The sequence below is a fragment of the Gimesia chilikensis genome (genome assembly GCF_007744075.1).
GTDB classification, from domain to species: domain Bacteria; phylum Planctomycetota; class Planctomycetia; order Planctomycetales; family Planctomycetaceae; genus Gimesia; species Gimesia chilikensis_A.
The window spans coordinates 2350287-2369936 of record NZ_CP036266.1 but is presented as its reverse complement, the minus strand read 5'-3'; the positions used below and the strand labels follow the sequence as shown (position 1 = coordinate 2369936).

Below are 19650 nucleotides of genomic sequence, written 5' to 3'. Positions count from 1 at the left end.
AACAGATTGAAAACAAACGCTTCCATAGCCGGTCAGACTCCATAAAAAAAGACAACCAGCGCATCCTACAGATCGGCACCAGCCAGGCGAGCTGAAAATCGATCACTTTCAGGGAGAATCAAGCGATAAATGGCCATGTATCAAGGCAACGGATTTCGGGTAGAACCGGCAGAAATGAATAACGGTCAACAGCGAACAGTTACAGACTTGACGAAGTTTAATCAGCGAGCCTCTCCTGGAACCTTATCTACAAATCAGGTAATTCCCCATGTCAATCCAAGCTATCAACCTGGTACTCTCGGCTCAGTCTCGCGATAGACGCATCGTTACATCTGAAATTTTCCTGGAACCACTGAATCGCGCTTCCAGTCTCGGCCAAACCGGTTTTCAATGTATAGCAGACAGGGAACCTGGTAGAAGCGGGCTGATTGTCTTCTACGAAAGAAATATCTCCGAAATCAGCGACGCGGAACCTTATGAGATTCTCGAACACGAGTTGGCGCTTAAAATGAAAGAGATCGCTGACTGGCTGCAGCCATTCCGGCCTCAGCATTTGAAGAGTTGAAATCAAACGGCCTTCAGCTGTTTTACATTATTGAAACATGGATCGATGCAGATCAGTTGGAACTCGAACTTCCCCCTTCATTCATGAAAGAACTGGGAACTCATGAGATACCACTGACTATCATCAGTAATGAATAAAACACCAGAACAGAAGAGCGAATCCCAGATTGGTGACATCGGATCATGAAACAGACCGTTTTCAAATTTGATCTCAGATACACAGGGCCGGATGATGCAACAGGTCAGACAGACACGCTTCAACAGCTCGTCCAAAAACTATCGTTGCTGGCAGGTGTGCTCTCTGTAGAACAGACAGGCACTCGTAACTTACCAGCCATTAATCTCCAGGTGGATTTTGCAGACTCGAAAGCCGCGACTGGCATTCATCGCCAGGTGCTAAAAGCGATCGAACAGACAGAGCACGTCATGATTGCAGGAGTCTCTACGACTCTGACAGACATTTTTTGATCATGTAGAAACGCTTATGGATTCTAATAACCTCTACGAGAGCTTTCAGCGGCTCAACGATTTCGACGAGGCAAACTGGTGTCAGAGCAATTGGCCCAACGCCCAGGACCATTTCTGTATCCAACTGCTGGAACAGTTTGATGATCTGGAGCAGCCAGCACAGCTTTCTCTTTCCCGAAAGCTCCTGGGCTCCTCTCTGGAAAAACCACTCGAACTCTTTGCCGCACGCTGTGCTAAATTTGGCGACTGCAGAGAAGACATCAGAAACGGTTATTTCGCACTATTATTCTGTCGTAGCAAGGAAGCATTACTGACCGCAGACCGACTGGCGATTGCGGCCCGTAACCTGGGTCTCAGCAGTAGAAGAATCCGCAGAGAAATGCCGATTCCCTTCCTCGGAGGATGGGTGCCTGATTCGCCGGATTGAGTGGCTCAGAAATAAGTACGTTTTCACCTGCCGATTCTGGTATAATCCAGAGGAGTTTCCTGAACGACGACACAGCACCGAGGAGGAACAACTTGCACACAGGCGATCAAGTCACATGCAGAATCACTGAAACCGGCAGCTGGGGTGCCTACGCAGAGACGAACCAGGAGGAAACGGTATATATCAACTTCAATGAATTAAGCTGGTCCCGGATTCGAACTACAGAAGAAGTTGTTAACGTGGGAGATCGGGTTCAGCTACAGATCATGGATGCCCCGACTTACGAACGTGCCTGTTATCTGGGCTCTTTAAAGCGAGTGGTTTCAGCAGAACGACCAGACTTTCCAGAAGCATCTCAGGTCGGTTCATTTCATCAGGCAACGGTTGAGCGTCTGGCACGGGACATTCTTTTTGCCCGGCTTCCCCAGGGGCCCATTGTCGGAGTTCGTCTTCCTGAAAGCCATCATTTGCAACCCGGAGATCAGATCAGAGTTAAGCTCACATCAGTTGACTCGGAGTGCAATCAGATCATCGCAGAACTGACTTTCGCTACTGCAGACAACAAGACGGAATCTGGCGCAGTGGAGTAACCGTCAACGCTCTTAAATAACTCATGTTCTGGTAGGTCATCCTCTACGTTTTCATCGGCAACAGACAGCAAACTCTCTGGCAGGAACGAAAAACGATGGGTCACAAACTCGACTTTGTCACAGTCGGCGGCATCCTGCTGGCAGGCCTCCTCACGGCCCCGTCAGCCATCGGTCTGCTTCCAGATAGTGCCGATTTATCGGGCCTGCTGAAACTGACGGCGGGCGGGCTTTATCTGGTCCTGTTTTTTCTCACCGTGGCTTTACTTCTATTTTCTGGGGCCTACCTCGGTCGGATGCTATACTTGATTTGGCGATCCAGGAAACCAGACACTCATCCAAAAGAACATTCGTAACATGCCAGCCCCCGAAGAACCGGCTGAAAACGACAGGAACGATCCCATCCAGGCTGCAATCCATGCTGCGCTCCGTGAACGGTTCCGGTCGTTCCTCAATGACGACGCCCGGTATCGCAAGTTCATCACAGCCTGCAATGACCTGTACTCAAAGGACAGAGAGCTCAGATACTGGCAGCAACCGGTCTGGGATCTTTTCATCAAAGAGTATCCCGAATACGCGTCCCTTGATGCGCCGGCAATCCGTAACGCGTTTCATGTTTGTCACGTGCACCTGATTCCCTTAAAACAGGTCGAGGTTCCCATTTATAAAGGAGTCTGGGACATCAGTTACATTGACGAAGCCGAGCGAGCCAGATCTGAAAACGCCCCCTACTCCCCAGGAATTCTCCGTGGACAGCGAGTACTGGGGCAATCGTACCCACATTACATCCTCGTGTTGCGACGAATGCCTTGCCTGGTGGAAAGCGTATCGGGGCTGATTCGACAAAGTAACGAGAGAAATGAGGAACTCTGCCGGCTACCAGCCGTAATCAAAAAAACTCCACAACCAGAATCATCCCCTTGATCAGGGGGTGGTCCCGGATGCAATCCGGGATTGCCACAGGCAACAGGAGGTCCCAGCTAATCCGCACAATTCAGAATCAGATCACCAACCCCATTCGTAGGGTGCGGCCCTGTGTGGCCGCCCGCCTGGCGACAGGCAGCCTGATCAATCTCTCTTTGGAGATAAGATTCAGGGGCAGTCGCAGATCACAGGCAACACCCGCAGAACTCCTCCCTACCCCTCCAGCCACCGCTGCACAATCCGCGGCACATGTTTCACCGCAGTCCCCCTGATCCAGCGAAAACCATAAGGTTCATGGTCCAAATCCGGGCTCACAATGATTTTTTGCGCCTGGTAACGCGCCAGCTTCAGCAGGCCGGCAGCCGGGTACACCGACAGCGAGGTCCCCACCACCAGCACCTTACCCGCGCTCCGTATTTCCGAAACTGCGAGATCACGGTTCTGGATGAATTCCCCAAACCAGACAATGTGCGGCCGCAGCTGCGAACCCGCTTCGCAGAGATCGCCCAGCTGAATCTCTTTACCGCCGATTTCATAAACCAGCGAAGGATCAGCCGTACTGCGGGCTTTCACCAGTTCGCCATGCACGTGAATCACATTCGAGGAACCCCCGCGCTCATGCAGGTCATCCACATTCTGCGTAATCACCACCACGTTATACCGACTCTCCAGTTCCGCCAGCGCGCGATGTGCGGCATTCGGTTCAGCCGCCACCGCCTGCGTGCGACGCGCATTATAAAAATCCAGCACCAGTTGCGGATTCGCTTCCCAGGCCTCGGGCGATGCCACCTCGGTGATCTCGTACTGCTCCCACAGACCGCCCATATCCCGAAACGTCGCCAACCCGCTCTCGGCACTGATCCCGGCCCCCGTCAACACCACAACTTTATTCGGATCAATCGGATCAGACATCTCTGTTCTCTCTCTGACTTTCACGGGGTTCATTTCTTTTCACCTGCACAATGTGTCTCTGACACGCCTGCCTGAGAAAAGTTCAGTGAGTCAATCGCCCCCACCTCAGTCAGTCGGTGCCGAAATCTGCTCCACATGCACTTCCATATTCAAGATCTCCACTGGATCTCCAAACTGCGTATAGACGGCGACATCCGCGGCATCTCTGCCATAGGCAATCGCCACGCGTCCCCCGGCCAGCGTCGTCTGTGTTGGATCGAACGTGTACCAGCGACCGCCGACATACGCTTCAAACCAGGCATGCAGATCCATCGGCCGGAGTGGTTCCAGGTAGCCCACCACCATCCGCGCGGGAATCGAAAGCGCCCGACAGCAGGCGATGCCCAGGTGTGCCATATCACGACAGACGGCCTGTGTTTTCTGATTTACCTCAGTCGCACTGATGATTTCCTGCCCCTCACCCGGTGTATAGGCCAGTGAATTCTGAATGTACTCCACAATTTTGGCGCACTGGTCATAACCCGGATTCACACCTTCCACCAGTGTCGCTGCCATCTGCGTAAAGCGATCCGATTCACAATACCGGCTGGGCAGCAGGAACGGCAGCGTCGAATCCGGCAGCTGTTCCACAGGCACAAACGGTGCCCCGTGCGCGACATCAGAGCTGTCGGCCACTTCAATATCAAAGGCGGTCTGAATCGAAAAGAAACCCGCCGGCGCCACCAGCCGCTGACACAGATTACCGAACTGGTCGGTAAACTCAACCGCCTCGGTACCGGGGTTCAACATGTATTGCTCGCGGGCCACCCACTGCTGACTGCCACTCCGCGGACGCAGCATCAGAATAAAGGGAGTCGCGACGGGAATTTCAAAGTCCAGTTTACAGGAAGCGTGCAGCCACATGTCGTTCGTTTTCCGTTAGAGACCAGGAATCGCCCCGGTAGTGTTTATTTAGTTGTATGCAACGAGTCCAGGGGTCTGCTGTTACTCTCGATTGCCGGACTGCATCTACAGAAATATCCAAATTAGCCGCAGGGCCTTAGCCCCGGTTGAAACGACTTTGGTCTGGACCGTTCGAAATAAGAACCACTACCTGGCATAAAGATGTGCGAGCCTGCCCCTGAGATTAACACTCAAAGCCCCACGCGACAATCGCCTCGCAACGTTTCTCGTCATCTTCACGGAGGAAATCAGGCATCCTGCCCCCCGCCGTCGGCGTCATAGGCTTCCCGCTCGAACGGATTATCACGATAGAATCGACGGCCAGTCAGCCACATATACACCGACGACAGAAAGTAAGCGGGCAGCATGAACGGCCCCCAGCGTTCGTACTGCCTGACATGCACGGCTTCATGCTTCCGTGAAATATCCAGCGACGCATCCGTCTGTCCCAGGATCGTATGCCCCAGTGTCAACGCCAGCGTAAACTGACCATGCGGCAGCCGCTGAATCAACCATTTGACTCCACCATCATAAAACTCAATCGCCGGCCCCCGCACACGCGCCCGTCCACCAAAGCAGAGCCCCACCCCGCCGATCGCCAGCCCATGCAACGTATTCGGCAGTGCCCACAGCACCCGCAGCAGAAAAAGAAAACGCTCCATCAGCGGCATCCACGCCTTTAATAGAATCAGGAAAGAGTTGCCGACAGGAACCATTTTACCGGTCTGCAATAACGTGGGGAAGGATTGATTAACCCTTATCAGAATCGTCCTCTGCAGCAGTCAGCCTGTTTCCCTCTAAATCAAAATAAATTGGAGGCGGAGTCCATGTCGGTAAAGGTCCGTCTACAATCGTAGCATCGAATGTGAGTTCGACCACCCCCTCACCATAGGGGTGGGGGATCACTTCATGCCAAGGGAGCACCTTGATCGCCGTCATCGAGCCACATTCGAGACAACGTGCTGTCGACTTCCGTTTATCGAACCAGTTCAGGGCAGAGATCCACGATTCGCGCCGCTGTCTGCGTTCTTCAACTCGAACTTCCAACATTGGTCTTCCATCGATTTCCTGCGTCTGGATCCATTCCGCGAACTCCGGCATTTTACTCTGAATGTCTTGCAGCCATTCTTCCGGCTTGATACTCAGATTCTCAATTTTCTGCTGTATCTCTTGCGTTGTAAATAGCTTCTCTGCTTCGACAAATAACTCGCAACCATGACACCAGGCATACTGGACCTGCAGAGGCAGTTCGCATCCATCGGGAAAGCGGTAGTTGTAGTTGTGCCATTTATAAAACCTGGTAATAACATGACCGTTTGTCGGGCGTTCAACATGGATAAAGGACATTCCAAACCCCCTCAGTCAGATTCCCTACATCCCTTTTTTGGAATCAAGCTAGACTGCAGTTCTGTTAAGTCTGAATAATAAAATCAGGTATCATAAACACCACTGTCCCAGGGCTCGAAAAAAGCCATATAGTTTCCCGGCTGAAGTTCGACCGCCCATTCATCTTCTTCCTCTTCGGGCTCGCGGACAATCAGCCCCATCTCGACACCATTGTGATTGATCGCGAACGGCTTGACTTCGATTCGTTGAAAGTCCACTTCCCCCAGTTCATTCAGACGCGAATCATACTTTTCGCGACAGGCATCGGCATCCAGGGTCGCCCGCGGGCCCAGGGTATCAACCCGGGATTCGATTAAATTCCCGTCCAGGTCAAACAGAAACAGGGCGATATACTCGCATCCCTCCCTGTTCGGGTAAGCTGGTTCAAACGGCGTCGTCAGAAAGAATTGACGACCATCGCCGGTCCGACCAATGTGCCTGGCATGATAATCATCATGTTCAATGGCAATTTTCTCAGGCCGCTCGTTTTCCATCACTCCCTGCCCCCTGTTTCAGACAACTGCTGATTGACCGACATCACCTTTTCAGGAAAGATGTCTTCGAACCGAGATTCCAGCCTGCTGGCCAGACATTGCCCCATAATAAACAAATGCATCCTGCCAGTCAAAGCAGGAACGGCAATCAGAGTCCGTTTCGCGCAGCTCAAGCATAAGGCGATGTAAACGCTTCGCGAAAAAGGTCCGCGGGAGGTTCCGTGAGGGTCACTTCCCCGGGATCAATTTCGCATCCGAAATAGACATAATAGTCATACCCGAAATGCACATAGCCCCCGTCGCGTCCTGACAAGCGAAACCAGATCAGTTCCCGCAGGGCCGCCCGCAATACCGGCTCCAGCGTCTCGACAGGTATCAATGCCCCTTCTCGGAGAGCTTGCACATCCGAAAGGGAAACTCCCCGGGCAGCCAACGTGAGTCTGTCGCAGTCGGAACTGAGATCCGCCCGCGTTTCCAGATCCGTCACCCTGACCAAGTCAATCTGGCACGCAGACAGGAAATCCCTGATCGCCACAACATAGGCATCTTCGACCTTCAAGTACGCCTCAGCCGTAAGCACCTCTCCTGCAAACGTTCGTCCAATATCAGAAATACTCGTCCATTCTGGCTTAAGATACCTCCCCTGGTTATCTCGTAAGCGGGGATCATATTTTGAAATTCGAAATCGAAGCATTCCCAGTACCAGTACATATCAAGGGCAGATAGCTCAACCACCGCAAAGGACAGTGGATCCCTTACTGGTCCGCGGTCACCACTTCAAAATATAACCCGCTCCGCATTCGCTCAGACAGAAACTGTTCGGCTGCGTTCCAGCAGTCCTCAACAGTATCACCCAGCCTGGAATAGTCGATACTTTCCCCCATGTCAGGCTGTTGACTCTGATCAAACACATGAAAGCCATCAATCCCCAGCACCCGCACCTGCTGTTCCCGGCACCGACGAATCAGCGCGAGAGCATCTTCCGGAGCTAGTACAGGAGGAAATCCCGAGATCACACTCAAAGGCAGAAATTCATCTTGAATACCGACCATGGGGCTATTCTATTTCGGAGGTTTTAGTAAATCAGGAACAGGTTATTCACAAACACCATGATAGTAACTGGCCTGGCACGCCCCTCAAGCACGGATCGCATCCACAGCCGTCGCGTCACGTTTCGCTGGTCCCAGTTTCACCTTCGCACCGAAGGCGTCCAGCAGCGTATTATACACGTCCAGCCCCTCCTGGCCCACGTCCATGATCTGTCCGGTCTTGAACCGGCCATTGGCACCGGTAATACAATGGAACACGCCCGAGAGTTCGCGTTTCACATCGTTGTGCCGCCCGTCGCCGGATTCGGTTGAGATCGTGATCAGCGAGTTCTCCAGAATCGTCCGCCCGTTCGCTTCCCGGGCATCGGCACTGTTCAGCGCCTGCAGGAAATAGGAAACCTCCCGCATCTTCAGATGCGCGTGTGCCCGCAGGGCCTCGTTCTTTTTCTTTTCGTTGAACTTATGCCACCACTCGTGGCTGCAGCCTTTGTCGCCACTCGCTCTCAACTGGCTCGGATCATCGAACGTCCAGCGTTTCTCGCCGTTATACTCGTAATCGCCGGTCAGACGAATCCGCTCGCCCGCCGCCAGGAACGTCAGCGAACCGAAGCGGACCCGATCCATCTGAATTGCCAGGGCATAAATGTCCGCCAGCAGTCGCCATTCGCTGGTGAGTTCATCCACCGTGATGTCAATCCCCTGCCCGCCCGGATCAGCCGGACCGCCATGCGGAATCTTCGAACGGGGCGGCGGCTCTGGTGCATTCCGGTTCTTGTGCTGCATCGCAAACGCCCGCCGTTCGTATTCGCGAATCCGGTCCAGGTGATCGGCCACCCGCGCTTTCGATGCCGAACCGAGGGGCGAATTCTGTCCCGTATAGAACCGGTAATCCTCCACGACCGTATCCAGCACGCTCCGGCGCAGCCGTCGCTGCGCTGCATCGTTCCCCGAACCTCCGGCAGAAACCGTCCCGAACACCCGCTCGAACAGATCGCGGGGCTTTTCCTGAATCGTCGCGGCCACCGTGCCGTCCATGTTGTAACTGTGCACATAACGGCCCACGCGGCTGCGGCGGAAGAACGTCCCCCCCATCAGCGTCGGCACCATCCCGCTCGGTAGCCCTTTCGGGTAGTGCGTCTGACGAATCACCTGGTCAATCGACGGCCCGCCCGCTTTGGCTTCCCCATCGGGCGGCTCAGCCGTAAAGGCACCGGAAGCACCGTCGTAATGGGCGTTGATCCCTTTTTCATCGCAGCGCACCTGATCCACATTCCGCATGATCAGCAGCTTGTCCTGCAGCGGTTTGAGCGGCTCCAGCACATCGTCGAAGCCTTCAGTCTGCAGCGGAGCGGGAATTCCCAGACCAAAGAAGACGTTAAACGCCCGCACCGGAACCTGTGGCTGCGCCGCAGCGGCCAGGCTGGACGGAATCATCTCCTCCAGCAGCGGTAAGCCGATCGCAGCCGACCCCAGTCCCTTCAGCAACATCCGACGATTGAGCAGCACATGACTCATAGAAACGTCTCCCGCCTGTGGTTGATAATGCAAATATGATAAACGCCTGAGATCAGGACACCAGTAATTTCCAAACAAGAAGTTCCACCAGCTTAGTCACTCTTCACCTCGGTACGCACTTTCTGCACCAGATCACTCATCACAATCGCGGTGAGCAGACTCGGATAGGTACCGCCCCCCTGCTGGGACGTTTCATGAATTTTTTGTACCGTCGACGCATCCGCAGGACCCAGCGGGCGCCCCAGCGAAAACTGCGTCAGCTTCCAGGTGATCGTTTCACGCACTCGCTCGCTTTCGGCCAGCAGATCCATCAACTCCGCAGGCGTGCTGAATGCCACCGGTTTCGCCGTCCCCGGAACCAGGATTTCTCCATCGCTCCGCAGTCGGTTCCTATATTCATCGATCTCGTGAAACGCACCGATGCCATCGAACTGCTCCAGCCCGAATGCCAGCGGTTCAAACCGCGTATGACAGCCCGCACACGCCTCGTTGGCCATCCGCTTTTCGGCGATCATCCTTTGTGACTGTCCCGGTCGCGAAGGCACCGGTGTAGTATCCACGCCCGGCGGCGGTGCACCGATCACGCCACGCAGCAGATCTTTCAAAACAAACAGCCCGCGGGTCACCATCGAAGCGTCATCCCCACCCATCGTGAGGATGCTCCCCTGCGTCAGCAAGCCGCCTCGTGCGGGAACCTTCGACAGATCGTACCGCTGCAGCCCCTGGCCCTGCGGTGTCAAACCGTAATGCCGGGCCAGTTGTGGCGTCGCGAAGGTCACCTGGGCATTGAACAGATCTGACAATGGTCGGTTCTCCCTCCAGGCAATCTCCTTGAAGAACGCCAGTGTCTCCTCACGCATATCCAGCCCCAGTTGCGGATCCCATTCCGGGAACCGCACCTCGTTGGGTCGCATGTTGGCCAGCCGATCCAGGTTCAGCCAGTCGGAAACAAACTGAGCCGAGCGTTCCACCGCACGCGGATCTTTCAGCATCCGCGCCACCTGTTTCCGACAGACATCCTCATCGGTCAGCTTCCCTGCCTGCGCCGCCTTGAGCAGTTCCTCATCGGGAGGTCCGCCCCAGATGATGTAACTCAATCGCGATGCCAGTTCAAAATTCCCGGCGGTAAACGCCACCCCGTCCCCTCGTTGCGATTCAATCCGATAAATGAACCGCGGCGACTGCAGCATCGCTTCCACAATCAGCGAGACTCCCTCTTCATAGGTGCCTCCAGCGCTGGCCACGGTCGTCGCGATCCCGCTGAAGTTCGTAATCTCACGCTCGTCCAGTGGACCACGGAATAGCCGCTGTCCCATCGCCCCCACGAACTTTCGCATCGTGGCATCCGTATTCAGACTCCGCGAACTGGAAAACCGCCGCGCGAATTTCAGGACGTCCATTCGCTGGACAATCAGTTCCGCCAGCCGTGCATAAGCCTGCACATGTTTGAGGTCCACATTCAGATTGTACGCGGTATTGCTGAAACCATCGGCCCGCAAATCGGGCGGCAGCAGTTCGTACGCCTCTTTACTGATATCCACCCCCACAGTGCTCTTGACCGTTTCGATGTATTCCGGAATCGTCAGCCGCTGCACCCAGATCTCCTGCGCACTGCTGTTCCCGTTATAGATGGCGGGGTCAATCATGTTCACCGACCAGTGTGCGCCGCCATTCAGCCACTCTTTGAGTAACGCTTTCTCAGCCGGCTTGAGGGGCGTATTTCCGGGCGGCATATCACCCGAGACGATCTGTTCCCACAGCAGACTTTTCTCCGCTGACCCCGGCACGATGATTTTTCCGCTCTCCCCACCCGCGAAGGCCGTCGCTTTGTGCGAGAGGTCCAGCCCCCCTTTCCGGCTGGCGGCGTCATGACATTCGAGGCAGTTCTGTGCCAGCAGCGGTGCGACCTTCGTTTCAAACAGCTTTCTCTGCTTCGCCTGGGCCAGCGCCAACAGATCCTGCTCGGAAGGTTTCCCCTTTTCTCCCGCGCGATAATTCTGCTCAACATCCGCTTTGGTCAGCGCCCGACTGTAAACGGCGACCAGAAACAGATCCCCCTGCCAGGGACGATCGCCGGTCGCTTCATTGGCCAGTGTCAGTGAGAAGGACTGATCCCAGTTGGACAGGTTCCCCCGAATTCGTTTCTCGGCCTGCAACTTTCCATTCACATACAGCAGTGCCTTTCCCGCCGGGTCGCGGGTATAGACCACATGCGTCAGCCGCGGCTGGGCCAGTCGATCCGGAGACGTCATGGAAGGTATGCCGTTCCCGCTGGTGGATGTTGTCCGCAAACGCACATCATAGCGCCTGCCCTCCTGCCCCAGCGTCAGATTACGCTGATTCGGATCACGCGACAGTGAAACAATCCGCGCGGGCCCCTTCTGCCGATCATGGGCCGGTTTCAACCAGGCCTCGACAGTGCATGCATTCGCCCGTCGAAGTGCTTTGATGAGTTTACCGGCCGGCTCTGCGGACTGAATCCGGGCCGACCCCTTGACGGTCAATGCCCCCTCCTGCCACTTGATCTCTGACGGATTCTTAATGTTCAGATCCAGAGGTTCCCCGACCTCCGAACGATCCTGAATCAGATCCCCCTGGCCTGCTTCAAACGTGTACAGAACCTGCAGATCACGGGTCACCCGCGAACCCTCCGCAGCCTGCAGAGAGCCACCGCCAGACAGCTCATACAGACAGAACACCACTACAACCGCTTTCAGAGTAGAGCGCATGCTTGTCACTTTCCTGTTCTAGAGGGAATCGACTGGTCGAAACCGACGTAAACCATCTTCCAGATGATCATAGACCAGCTGCGAGGCCTTCTCGGCCTCTCCGGATTCCAGGGCATCCAGAATCGCCTGATGTTCGTCAAACGATTCACTGGCGCGCTGGGGGTACTTCTGCGTAATCCGATAAATCACATGATAGACTTTGTCACTGAGCCGCTGCATCACATCGATGATTTCATCGTTCCCAAAGAAATGGCAGATCAGTTGATGAAAATCGGCGTCGATCTTCACCAGATCGTCAATCCGCTGCTCTCTGACGGCTGCTTTGTTTCGCGCCTGATTGTCGCGGAGCAACGCGATCTGTTCCGGGGAGAGTTTGCCCGCCATCCGCCGCATTACATACGGTTCCAGTGCCTGACGGATCTCATAATGATTGGCAATATCCTGAATACTCAGTTCGCAAACCACCACTCCCTGCTGGGGTGCGAGTGTTACCAGTCCATCCGCTTCCAGGCGTTCAATGGCTGCATGCACCGGGGTCCGGCTCATCTCCAGTTGCGTCGCCAGCTGCCGCACCGAAAGCACGGTTCCTGCGGGGAGCTCACCAGAAAGAATCAGACGTTTGAGATCCCCGTAAGCCTGCTCCTTGAGCGATAACGGGGACGACGTGCGTTGCATGACAGGACGGGATTGCGACATCGATGTTTCCTCTGACGGGACCGTTTCTTTGGCGGGAGACATCAATCAAACTGACATTCAAGCTACTGGCATGCCAGTTGTATGTCAACAGGCAAGTCGAAAAATCGTCTCCCGGCTCCCGTCCATTTCGCTCAATCCGGGAGATTAATTCGAGTTTAGATGACGCGAAAGCGACTTCTCACTGCGCCTACATTGGTCGATAATCAAGTCAGTCACCAAACACAGCAGCTTCAGAGACGGAACAGGGCCTCACCGGAATGCCTCAGATACTGGTAGTTGAAGATCAAACGAATCTCCTGCGGAGCATCGTCCGCGCGCTGAACGAAGCGGGATACCAGGCCGAACCTGCAGAATCGCTGTCCCAGGCGTCACGGCAGATGAACGCCGACGTGGATCTGGTCATCCTCGATCTGATGCTGCCCGATGGTTCTGGCCTGAACTGGCTCCAGGCACTCCGCGAGACGGGATCGCGGACTCCCGTCCTGATCCTGACTGCCCGCGATTCCATCGAGGACCGGGTCACAGGCCTCGATATGGGAGCAGATGATTATCTGGTCAAACCCTTCGCCCTGGATGAACTGCTGGCCCGAATCCGTGCCCTGCTGCGACGGGAAAAGAATCCGGTCGAACAAATCGTGACCTGGCAGGATCTGACGGTTAATCTTCTCTCCCGCACGGTCGAGCGGGCCGGCCGCTCCATTGACCTGCAGAACCGGCAGCTGGAACTGCTGGCCTATCTGATGTCCCATGCCGACCAGGTGGTCTCGCGAGAGATGATTGCCCGCGATGTCTGGAAGGAACCAACCGCGACCTGGACCAACGTCATCGAAGTCCAGATCAATCAGCTGCGAAAAAAAATTGAAGCCCCCGATCAGGCCCCCATTCTGCATACGATCCGGGGAGAAGGCTATCGCCTGGGAGAACAGCCATGAAGCGACTTTCCATCCGCTGGCAATTAACACTCTGGTATGCACTCGCCCTGGCGATCATGCTCTGCATCTTTTCTTTCGTGCTCTGCCTGCTGGTCCGCGAACAGGTTCTCTCGCGTACCGACAACGGACTCCGCGAAGAACTCCGCGAAATCGGACTCGAAGTCGCCCTGGCGAACAGCGCCACCATGTTCGAATCCCAGGCGGCTGCCCGTTTTTCCCAACATGATTTCTACGAATTCCTTGTCACCGATCCCGACGGAAACATCATTTTTTCCAGTGCGACGACAATCACGCCGGTCCCTGAAATTACTCAAAACACATCTGCTTCATCAGGCAACCAGTTTCAGACAGTCACCCTGGAGGGATTCGGTCCTTACCGCCTCGCCAGCACCAGAATGCCAAGCAGCTTTGGAGAACTGGACGTCCGCGTCATGACCTCGCTGCAGCCTCTCTATAGAGACCAGGCGGCCTTACAATGGGTCGTTGCCCTGCTGTTACCCGTGGCGATCCTGGTGGCAATCGGCAGCGGTCAGTTCCTGGCGGGTCGGGCACTCCGCCGGGTACAGCAGGTTGTGGATGAAACACACACCATCGATATTTCGAATCTCGACCATCGGATTCCTGTTACCAATCCCGATGATGAAATCGGTCAGCTCACGCTCGCCCTGAATTCGTTGATTGCCCGCCTCGAGCGGGCCATTCACGAGATTCGACGCTTCACTGCAGATGCCTCTCATGAAATCCGCACACCACTGGCAACCCTGCGCCTGGAAGCCGAATCAGCGCTGCGGGCCACACGTACCCCTGAAGAGTATCAACAGACGCTGGCTGTGATGCTCGAAGAAATAACACGACTGAGTAAACTCGCTGACCAGCTGCTCAACCTGAGTCGGCACGATGCAGGTATTATCACCTGCCAGCACGATCCGATTCAACTCGATGCCCTGCTGCTGGATGTCTGCGAACAGATCAAACCGCTGGCGGAATCAAAGTCGATCTCACTCAAGCCCCACTTCATCTCAAACTGTGAAGTTCTCGGGGACGACATCAGCTTGAGTCAGGTCTTCTTCAATCTGCTGGAAAATGCCATCAAATACACGCCAGCTGGTGGTGAAGTCTCCGTGGCTCTCAGCTGTCAGATGGATACGGCTCTGATTCAAATTGCCGACACAGGCATCGGTGTCTCCGCTGATGACCTCCCCTTTTTATTCGATCGTTTTTACCAGGTGGATCCATCGCGATCCTCTTCCGGGGGAGGTAGCGGGCTGGGTCTTTCCATTGCCCGGGCAGCCGTCGGGATGCATGGAGGCAGCATCGAAATCCAGAGTCAACCGGGGCAGGGAACACGGGTCACGATTCGGCTCCCCGTCTCCAGCCAGGCACAATCTACCAGACAGAGTTCACCCGGTCGAAATTCCACAGCCGACTTTCAATCAAATCATTCCGCCTGATCCAGGGCGATATAATCGCCACGCACAGCGGGTAGAAAGTAATCTGATATGCAGTTATTGAAAGAAACACCTGTGTTCCTGATAGGCTGTCTGCTGACCGGACTGATTTTCCTGTTCTGGGCTCCGGAGAAAAAGAACAAATCAGATTCCCACTCAGGCAAATCACACCATGGATCAAAACACTCCCAAACCAGCAAGACGTTGAACGAAGCCGACCTGAACATCATCACCCTCAGCCCGATCGCAGTCAAACGTCTGGGAATTGAAACGGCCCCCGTTGAAGTACGCGACATGCCCCGCACCCGTACGTATGGAGCCGAGATGGTGCTCCCCACCGGCGCAGCGGTCATTGTCTCCGCTCCCCTGGCAGGTACTCTAAATCATCCCCCCGAACATGCATTTCCCCAGGTCGGACAACGTGTCGCCAAAGACGAAACGATTCTGGAGCTGCTCCCCCTGCTCTCGCCGGAGCGTGCCGTGCTGACTCCAGCCGAACGCATCCGATTTGCAGAAGCGAAAGCAGCTGTCGCCCAGTCACAGATTGATGCAGAGGGACAACTGCAACAGGCTCTGGTACAGCAGGAAGCCGCCCGGATCCAGTTAGAGCGATCACAACGTCTGCTGCAGAACAACGTCGGCACCAGGAAAGCCGTCGATGATGCCCAGGCGCAAATGAAACTCGCCGAGGAAGTGCTGGCAGCCGCCAGGAGCAGAAAGAAACTGGTCGATCATATTCAGCTCGATGAAGCAGCAGGCACATTGAAACCGATGACCATCCGCTCGCCCCTGGCAGGCATCGTGCGCACCACCAGCGTCCAGCCCGGCCAGCTGATTTCTGCAGGAGCGCCCCTGTTTGAGGTGATGAACTCCGAACAGCTCTGGGTGAAAGTCCCCGTCTATGCAGGTGAGCTGGATGAAATCGATGCAGGTCAACCCGTTCGCATTACTCTGCTGGATGGGCACTTCTCCCAGCAGGACGTGATGGGCAAACCGGTTTCTCTGCCCCCGACCGCCTTACCGCTCTCGTCCGCCGTTGATCTCTACTATGAAATCGACAACCACAGCCAGCGTTATCGTCCAGGACAGAAGGTCTCCGTCACGGTGCCTCTCAAAGGCAAAACAAACGTGAAATCGATTCCCTGGTCGGCACTGATTTACGACGTCTACGGCGGACAGTGGGTTTACGAGCGACTGGGGGACAACGAGTTTGCCCGTCGCCGCGTAGAAGCAGGCTGGGTTGACCAGGACCGGATCGCCATCCTGCGTGGGCCTGACGCCGGAACAAAAATCGTCACCGCTGGTGCCGCAGAACTGATGGGAACCGAATTCGGCTTTGCCAAATAACTGATTGATACAAAACAGCGTGGACGTCACTGTCAGCACCTTGATTGAACAGCGTGAACGGAGAGAACAATGCGGTGGCTTGTCGAAACAGCCTTGAAATTACGTGTCGCAGTAGTGGCAGCGTCACTGCTGTTGATCGTCGGAGGACTCCGCATGGTCCCCGAAATGCCACTCGACGTGTTTCCCGAGTTTGCTCCCCCTTACATCGAAATACAGACCGAAGCCCCGGGACTGTCTGCTGAAGAAGTCGAAAACCTGGTAACGTTCCCGCTGGAAAACGCTCTGATCGGTACGCCGGGGCTGGAGACCCTCCGCTCCAAATCCGTACTGGGGCTCTCTTCCATCCGCCTGCTGCTGACGGATAAGGCGGACCTCTACCAGACGCGTCAACTGGTTCAGGAACGCCTGGCAGTCGAAACACCACGTCTGCCCGCCGTGGCGCTCTCACCGGTCATTCTGCAACCGCTCTCCTCGCTGAGTCGCATGCTGAAAATCGGCATGTGGTCCGACTCCCTCTCCCAGGAGGAAATGTCCGAACTTGCGGTCTGGTCTGTACGTCCCCGACTGATGGCGATTCCCGGCGTCGCGAATGTCGCCATCTGGGGACAGCGTGATCGTCAGTTGCAGGTCATGGTCGATGTGGATCAACTGCGGGCACATCAGGTCACCCTGGACTCCGTGCTCCGCTCCGCCGGTGATGCCGTCGTCCTCGATGCCGGCGGCTTTGTCGATACACCCAATCAGCGCATGGCTGTCCGTCAGCTTTCTCCCGTACGAGGCCCCGAAGATCTGGCCAAAACCGTTGTCTCTTTTAATGCCGGTGCTCCCCTGCGTCTGGGAGATGTGGCTGATGTCAGAATCGGTTCCCCTCCTGCCATCGGTGATGCCATCATTAACGATCAACTGGGGTTGTTGCTCATCGTGGAAAAGCAGCCCGCAGCCAATATGCTGGAAGTCACCCGGCAGGTGGAAGAAACACTCGACCTGCTCAGACCGGGGATGCAGGGAGTCGAAATTGATTCGACCATCTTCCGTCCGGCGACCTTCATCGAACGATCCATCAATAACCTGACGCATGCCCTGGTCATTGGTTGTGTGCTGGTTGTCATCATCCTTGTCGCTTTTCTGTTTGACTGGCGAACTGCCGTGATCAGCCTGACGGCCATCCCGCTCTCACTGATTTCTGCGGTGCTGTTAATCTACTGGTGGGGCATGACCATCAACACCATGGTCATCGCCGGCCTGGTCATCGCACTGGGAGAAGTGGTCGATGACGCGGTCATCGATGTGGAAAATATCGTCCGTCGACTGCGACTCAACCAGGGACTGGAACAGCCGCGTCCCGCTTTCCGCGTAGTTCTGGAAGCGTCACTCGAAGTCCGCAGCGCTATTGTATATGCCACCGCGATTATCATTCTGGTCTTCCTGCCGATCTATTTTCTGGAAGGTTTGCCCGGATCATTTTTCCGGCCACTTGCCGTCGGTTATGTGCTGGCGATTCTCTCTTCCCTGCTGGTTGCGATTATCGTCACGCCCGCGCTTTCACTCCTGCTCCTGCCGCGTAAGCACCTCAAAGATCACGAACCGCCCCTCACCCGCTGGCTGAAAATTCCGTATCGCCGGATTTTACCCTGGTTTGCCCTCCGCCCGGCGACCGCCATCGGCATCCTGACTCTCTCTTTCGCCGGTTCGTTTCTGATCTTCCAGAACCAGGGGCAGGAACTGCTGCCCAATTTCCAGGAGACCGACTTTCTGATGCATTTCGTCGAAAAGCCGGGCACCTCCATTGAAGCCATGGATCGAATCACTATCGAAGCCAGTAAGGAGCTGCGAGCCATACCCGGCGTTCGCAACTTTGGCAGCCATATCGGCCGGGCACAGGTTGCCGATGAAGTGGTCGGGCCGAACTTTACCGAACTCTGGATCAGTATCGATGAATCAGTCGACTATGACAAAACACTCGACGAGATCCAGAAAGTCATCGACAGCTACCCCGGTCTCTACCGCGATGTGCTGACTTACCTCCGTGAGCGGGTGAAAGAAGTCCTCACCGGCACCAGTTCCAGTATTGTCGTAAGAATCTATGGCCCCGATCTGGACAAATTACGCACGCAGGCAAAACAGGTTGCCAAAGTCATGGGAGACATCGATGGTGTCAACAATCTCAAAGTCGAACCTCAGGTCCTGGTTCCCCAGGTCGATGTGCGTCTCAAACCGGAAGCTGCTGAGCGGTTCGGTCTGACTCCCGGACAGGTCCGCCGGGCAGTCACCACTCTGCTCAGGGGCACCAAGGTGGGAGAGATCTTCGAAAACCAGGTCAAGTTGGACGTCATGGTCTGGGGCACGGAAAAATCACGCACCGATCTGACAGCCCTCAGCGAATTACGAATCGATCTTCCCTCGGGAGGACAGGTTCCCCTGAAAGATGTGGCTGAAATCGGGATCGCCCCCGCACCGAATGAAGTCAAACGCGAGAGCGGTTCGCGACGCATTGATGTCACTTGCGACGCCCAGGGACGAGACCTGGGTTCGGTAGCCCGTGATATTGAAGCCGCCGTCAGCCAGATGCCCTTCGATCGAGGCTACCACCCTGAATTCCTGGGAGAATATGCGACCCTGCAGGCATCACAGAATCGTCTGCTGATGCTGGGCGGCATCGCGCTGATCGGAATCATCCTGATTCTTTATATCGACTTTCAGTCCGTACGACTCACCAGTATGGTCTGCCTGACGATTCCCTTCGCCTTGATCGGGGGGATCGTGGCGGTGTCGATTTCGGGGGGTGTCCTCTCCCTGGGTTCCCTGGTCGGGTTCATTACGGTGCTCGGTATCGCTGCCCGAAATGGCATCATGCTGGTCAGCCACTATCGGCACCTGCAGGACGAAGAGGGCGTCCCCTTCGGGCTGGAACTCGTCGTCCGCGGTGCAGAAGAGCGTCTGGCCCCCATTCTGATGACCGTCCTGACCACCTCGCTGGCTCTCTTGCCGCTGGTGATCTCCGGTAATAAACCCGGACATGAAATCGAATACCCGCTGGCAATCGTGATCATGGGCGGCCTGGTCACTTCAACAATCTTAAACCTGTTCCTGCTTCCCCCGCTGTACCTGCTCTGGGGCAGACATCAGACCGCTGAGGAGGGTTCAAAGACAGCTGATCTCCCCCCCGTACAATCCCGTTTTCCAGAAAGCGCAACGTAGTCTTCCCAGACTGACATGAATCTGACCGGGGA

20 protein-coding genes are annotated in these 19650 nt (G+C 55.5%); 10 read left to right on the top strand and 10 right to left on the bottom strand.

Annotated features, from left to right (window positions below):
• The first annotated feature begins 268 nt into the window (after positions 1-268).
• The 6 genes from HG66A1_RS09095 (at position 269) to HG66A1_RS09070 (ending at position 2970) form a co-directional block, all read left to right on the top strand.
• The gene (locus tag HG66A1_RS09095; protein ID WP_145182390.1) at positions 269-565 is read left to right on the top strand and encodes a hypothetical protein; all 297 of its coding nucleotides are present in this window, start codon (positions 269-271) and stop codon (positions 563-565) included.
• A 182-nt stretch (positions 566-747) separates the two neighbouring features.
• A complete protein-coding gene (locus tag HG66A1_RS09090) occupies positions 748-1032 on the top strand; it encodes a hypothetical protein (RefSeq protein WP_145182387.1) in 285 nt (94 codons plus the stop codon).
• Between the two features lie 16 nt (positions 1033-1048).
• Positions 1049-1459, top strand: coding sequence for a hypothetical protein (locus HG66A1_RS09085; RefSeq protein WP_145182384.1), 411 nt, complete (start codon positions 1049-1051; stop codon positions 1457-1459).
• Between the two features lie 92 nt (positions 1460-1551).
• Positions 1552-2049, top strand: a complete 498-nt coding sequence (locus tag HG66A1_RS09080; protein WP_145182381.1) for a hypothetical protein — start codon at positions 1552-1554, stop codon at positions 2047-2049.
• A 95-nt stretch (positions 2050-2144) separates the two neighbouring features.
• Positions 2145-2402, top strand: a complete 258-nt coding sequence (locus HG66A1_RS09075; RefSeq protein ID WP_145182378.1) for a hypothetical protein — start codon at positions 2145-2147, stop codon at positions 2400-2402.
• A 1-nt stretch (position 2403) separates the two neighbouring features.
• The gene (locus tag HG66A1_RS09070; protein WP_145182375.1) at positions 2404-2970 is read left to right on the top strand and encodes a hypothetical protein; all 567 of its coding nucleotides are present in this window, start codon (positions 2404-2406) and stop codon (positions 2968-2970) included.
• 213 nt (positions 2971-3183) lie between these two features.
• Here HG66A1_RS09070 and HG66A1_RS09065 read toward each other — a convergent pair whose 3' ends face one another.
• The 10 genes from HG66A1_RS09065 to HG66A1_RS09020 form a co-directional block, all read right to left on the bottom strand.
• Positions 3184-3882 carry an SIR2 family NAD-dependent protein deacylase gene (locus HG66A1_RS09065; protein ID WP_145182371.1) on the bottom strand — a complete coding sequence of 233 codons (699 nt, stop codon included), beginning with the start codon at positions 3880-3882 and terminating at the stop codon, positions 3184-3186.
• A gap of 105 nt (positions 3883-3987) precedes the next feature.
• A complete protein-coding gene (locus HG66A1_RS09060) occupies positions 3988-4785 on the bottom strand; it encodes a transglutaminase-like domain-containing protein (RefSeq protein ID WP_145182367.1) in 798 nt (265 codons plus the stop codon).
• Positions 4786-5072: 287 nt separating this feature from the next.
• Positions 5073-5486, bottom strand: a complete 414-nt coding sequence (locus tag HG66A1_RS09055; protein ID WP_232106784.1) for a hypothetical protein — start codon at positions 5484-5486, stop codon at positions 5073-5075.
• Between the two features lie 88 nt (positions 5487-5574).
• Positions 5575-6171: a hypothetical protein gene (locus HG66A1_RS09050; RefSeq protein WP_145182364.1), complete on the bottom strand. Its 597-nt coding sequence runs from the start codon at positions 6169-6171 to the stop codon at positions 5575-5577.
• Positions 6172-6254: 83 nt separating this feature from the next.
• The gene (locus tag HG66A1_RS09045) at positions 6255-6704 is read right to left on the bottom strand and encodes a hypothetical protein (protein WP_145182360.1); all 450 of its coding nucleotides are present in this window, start codon (positions 6702-6704) and stop codon (positions 6255-6257) included.
• A 169-nt stretch (positions 6705-6873) separates the two neighbouring features.
• Positions 6874-7398: a hypothetical protein gene (locus tag HG66A1_RS09040; protein WP_145182357.1), complete on the bottom strand. Its 525-nt coding sequence runs from the start codon at positions 7396-7398 to the stop codon at positions 6874-6876.
• Between the two features lie 61 nt (positions 7399-7459).
• Positions 7460-7756, bottom strand: a complete 297-nt coding sequence (locus HG66A1_RS09035) for a hypothetical protein (protein WP_145182355.1) — start codon at positions 7754-7756, stop codon at positions 7460-7462.
• 84 nt (positions 7757-7840) lie between these two features.
• The gene (locus HG66A1_RS09030) at positions 7841-9268 is read right to left on the bottom strand and encodes a DUF1552 domain-containing protein (protein ID WP_145182352.1); all 1428 of its coding nucleotides are present in this window, start codon (positions 9266-9268) and stop codon (positions 7841-7843) included.
• A 92-nt stretch (positions 9269-9360) separates the two neighbouring features.
• The gene (locus HG66A1_RS09025) at positions 9361-11997 is read right to left on the bottom strand and encodes a DUF1592 domain-containing protein (RefSeq protein WP_145182349.1); all 2637 of its coding nucleotides are present in this window, start codon (positions 11995-11997) and stop codon (positions 9361-9363) included.
• A gap of 18 nt (positions 11998-12015) precedes the next feature.
• Entirely contained in the window at positions 12016-12693 is a 678-nt protein-coding gene (locus HG66A1_RS09020; RefSeq protein WP_197997056.1) for a GntR family transcriptional regulator, read from the bottom strand.
• Positions 12694-12950: 257 nt separating this feature from the next.
• Between HG66A1_RS09020 and HG66A1_RS09015 the strand changes: the two genes are divergently transcribed.
• The 4 genes from HG66A1_RS09015 (at position 12951) to HG66A1_RS09000 (ending at position 19618) form a co-directional block, all read left to right on the top strand.
• A complete protein-coding gene (locus tag HG66A1_RS09015; RefSeq protein ID WP_145182343.1) occupies positions 12951-13625 on the top strand; it encodes a response regulator transcription factor in 675 nt (224 codons plus the stop codon).
• Positions 13622-15076, top strand: a complete 1455-nt coding sequence (locus HG66A1_RS09010; RefSeq protein ID WP_145182340.1) for a sensor histidine kinase — start codon at positions 13622-13624, stop codon at positions 15074-15076. Before HG66A1_RS09015 ends, HG66A1_RS09010 begins: the two co-directional genes overlap by 4 nt.
• A 48-nt stretch (positions 15077-15124) precedes the next feature.
• On the top strand, positions 15125-16420 hold the full coding sequence (locus tag HG66A1_RS09005; RefSeq protein WP_145182337.1) for an efflux RND transporter periplasmic adaptor subunit: 1296 nt from the start codon (positions 15125-15127) through the stop codon (positions 16418-16420).
• A 69-nt stretch (positions 16421-16489) separates the two neighbouring features.
• Positions 16490-19618, top strand: a complete 3129-nt coding sequence (locus tag HG66A1_RS09000; RefSeq protein WP_145182333.1) for an efflux RND transporter permease subunit — start codon at positions 16490-16492, stop codon at positions 19616-19618.
• The last annotated feature ends 32 nt before the right edge of the window (positions 19619-19650 follow it).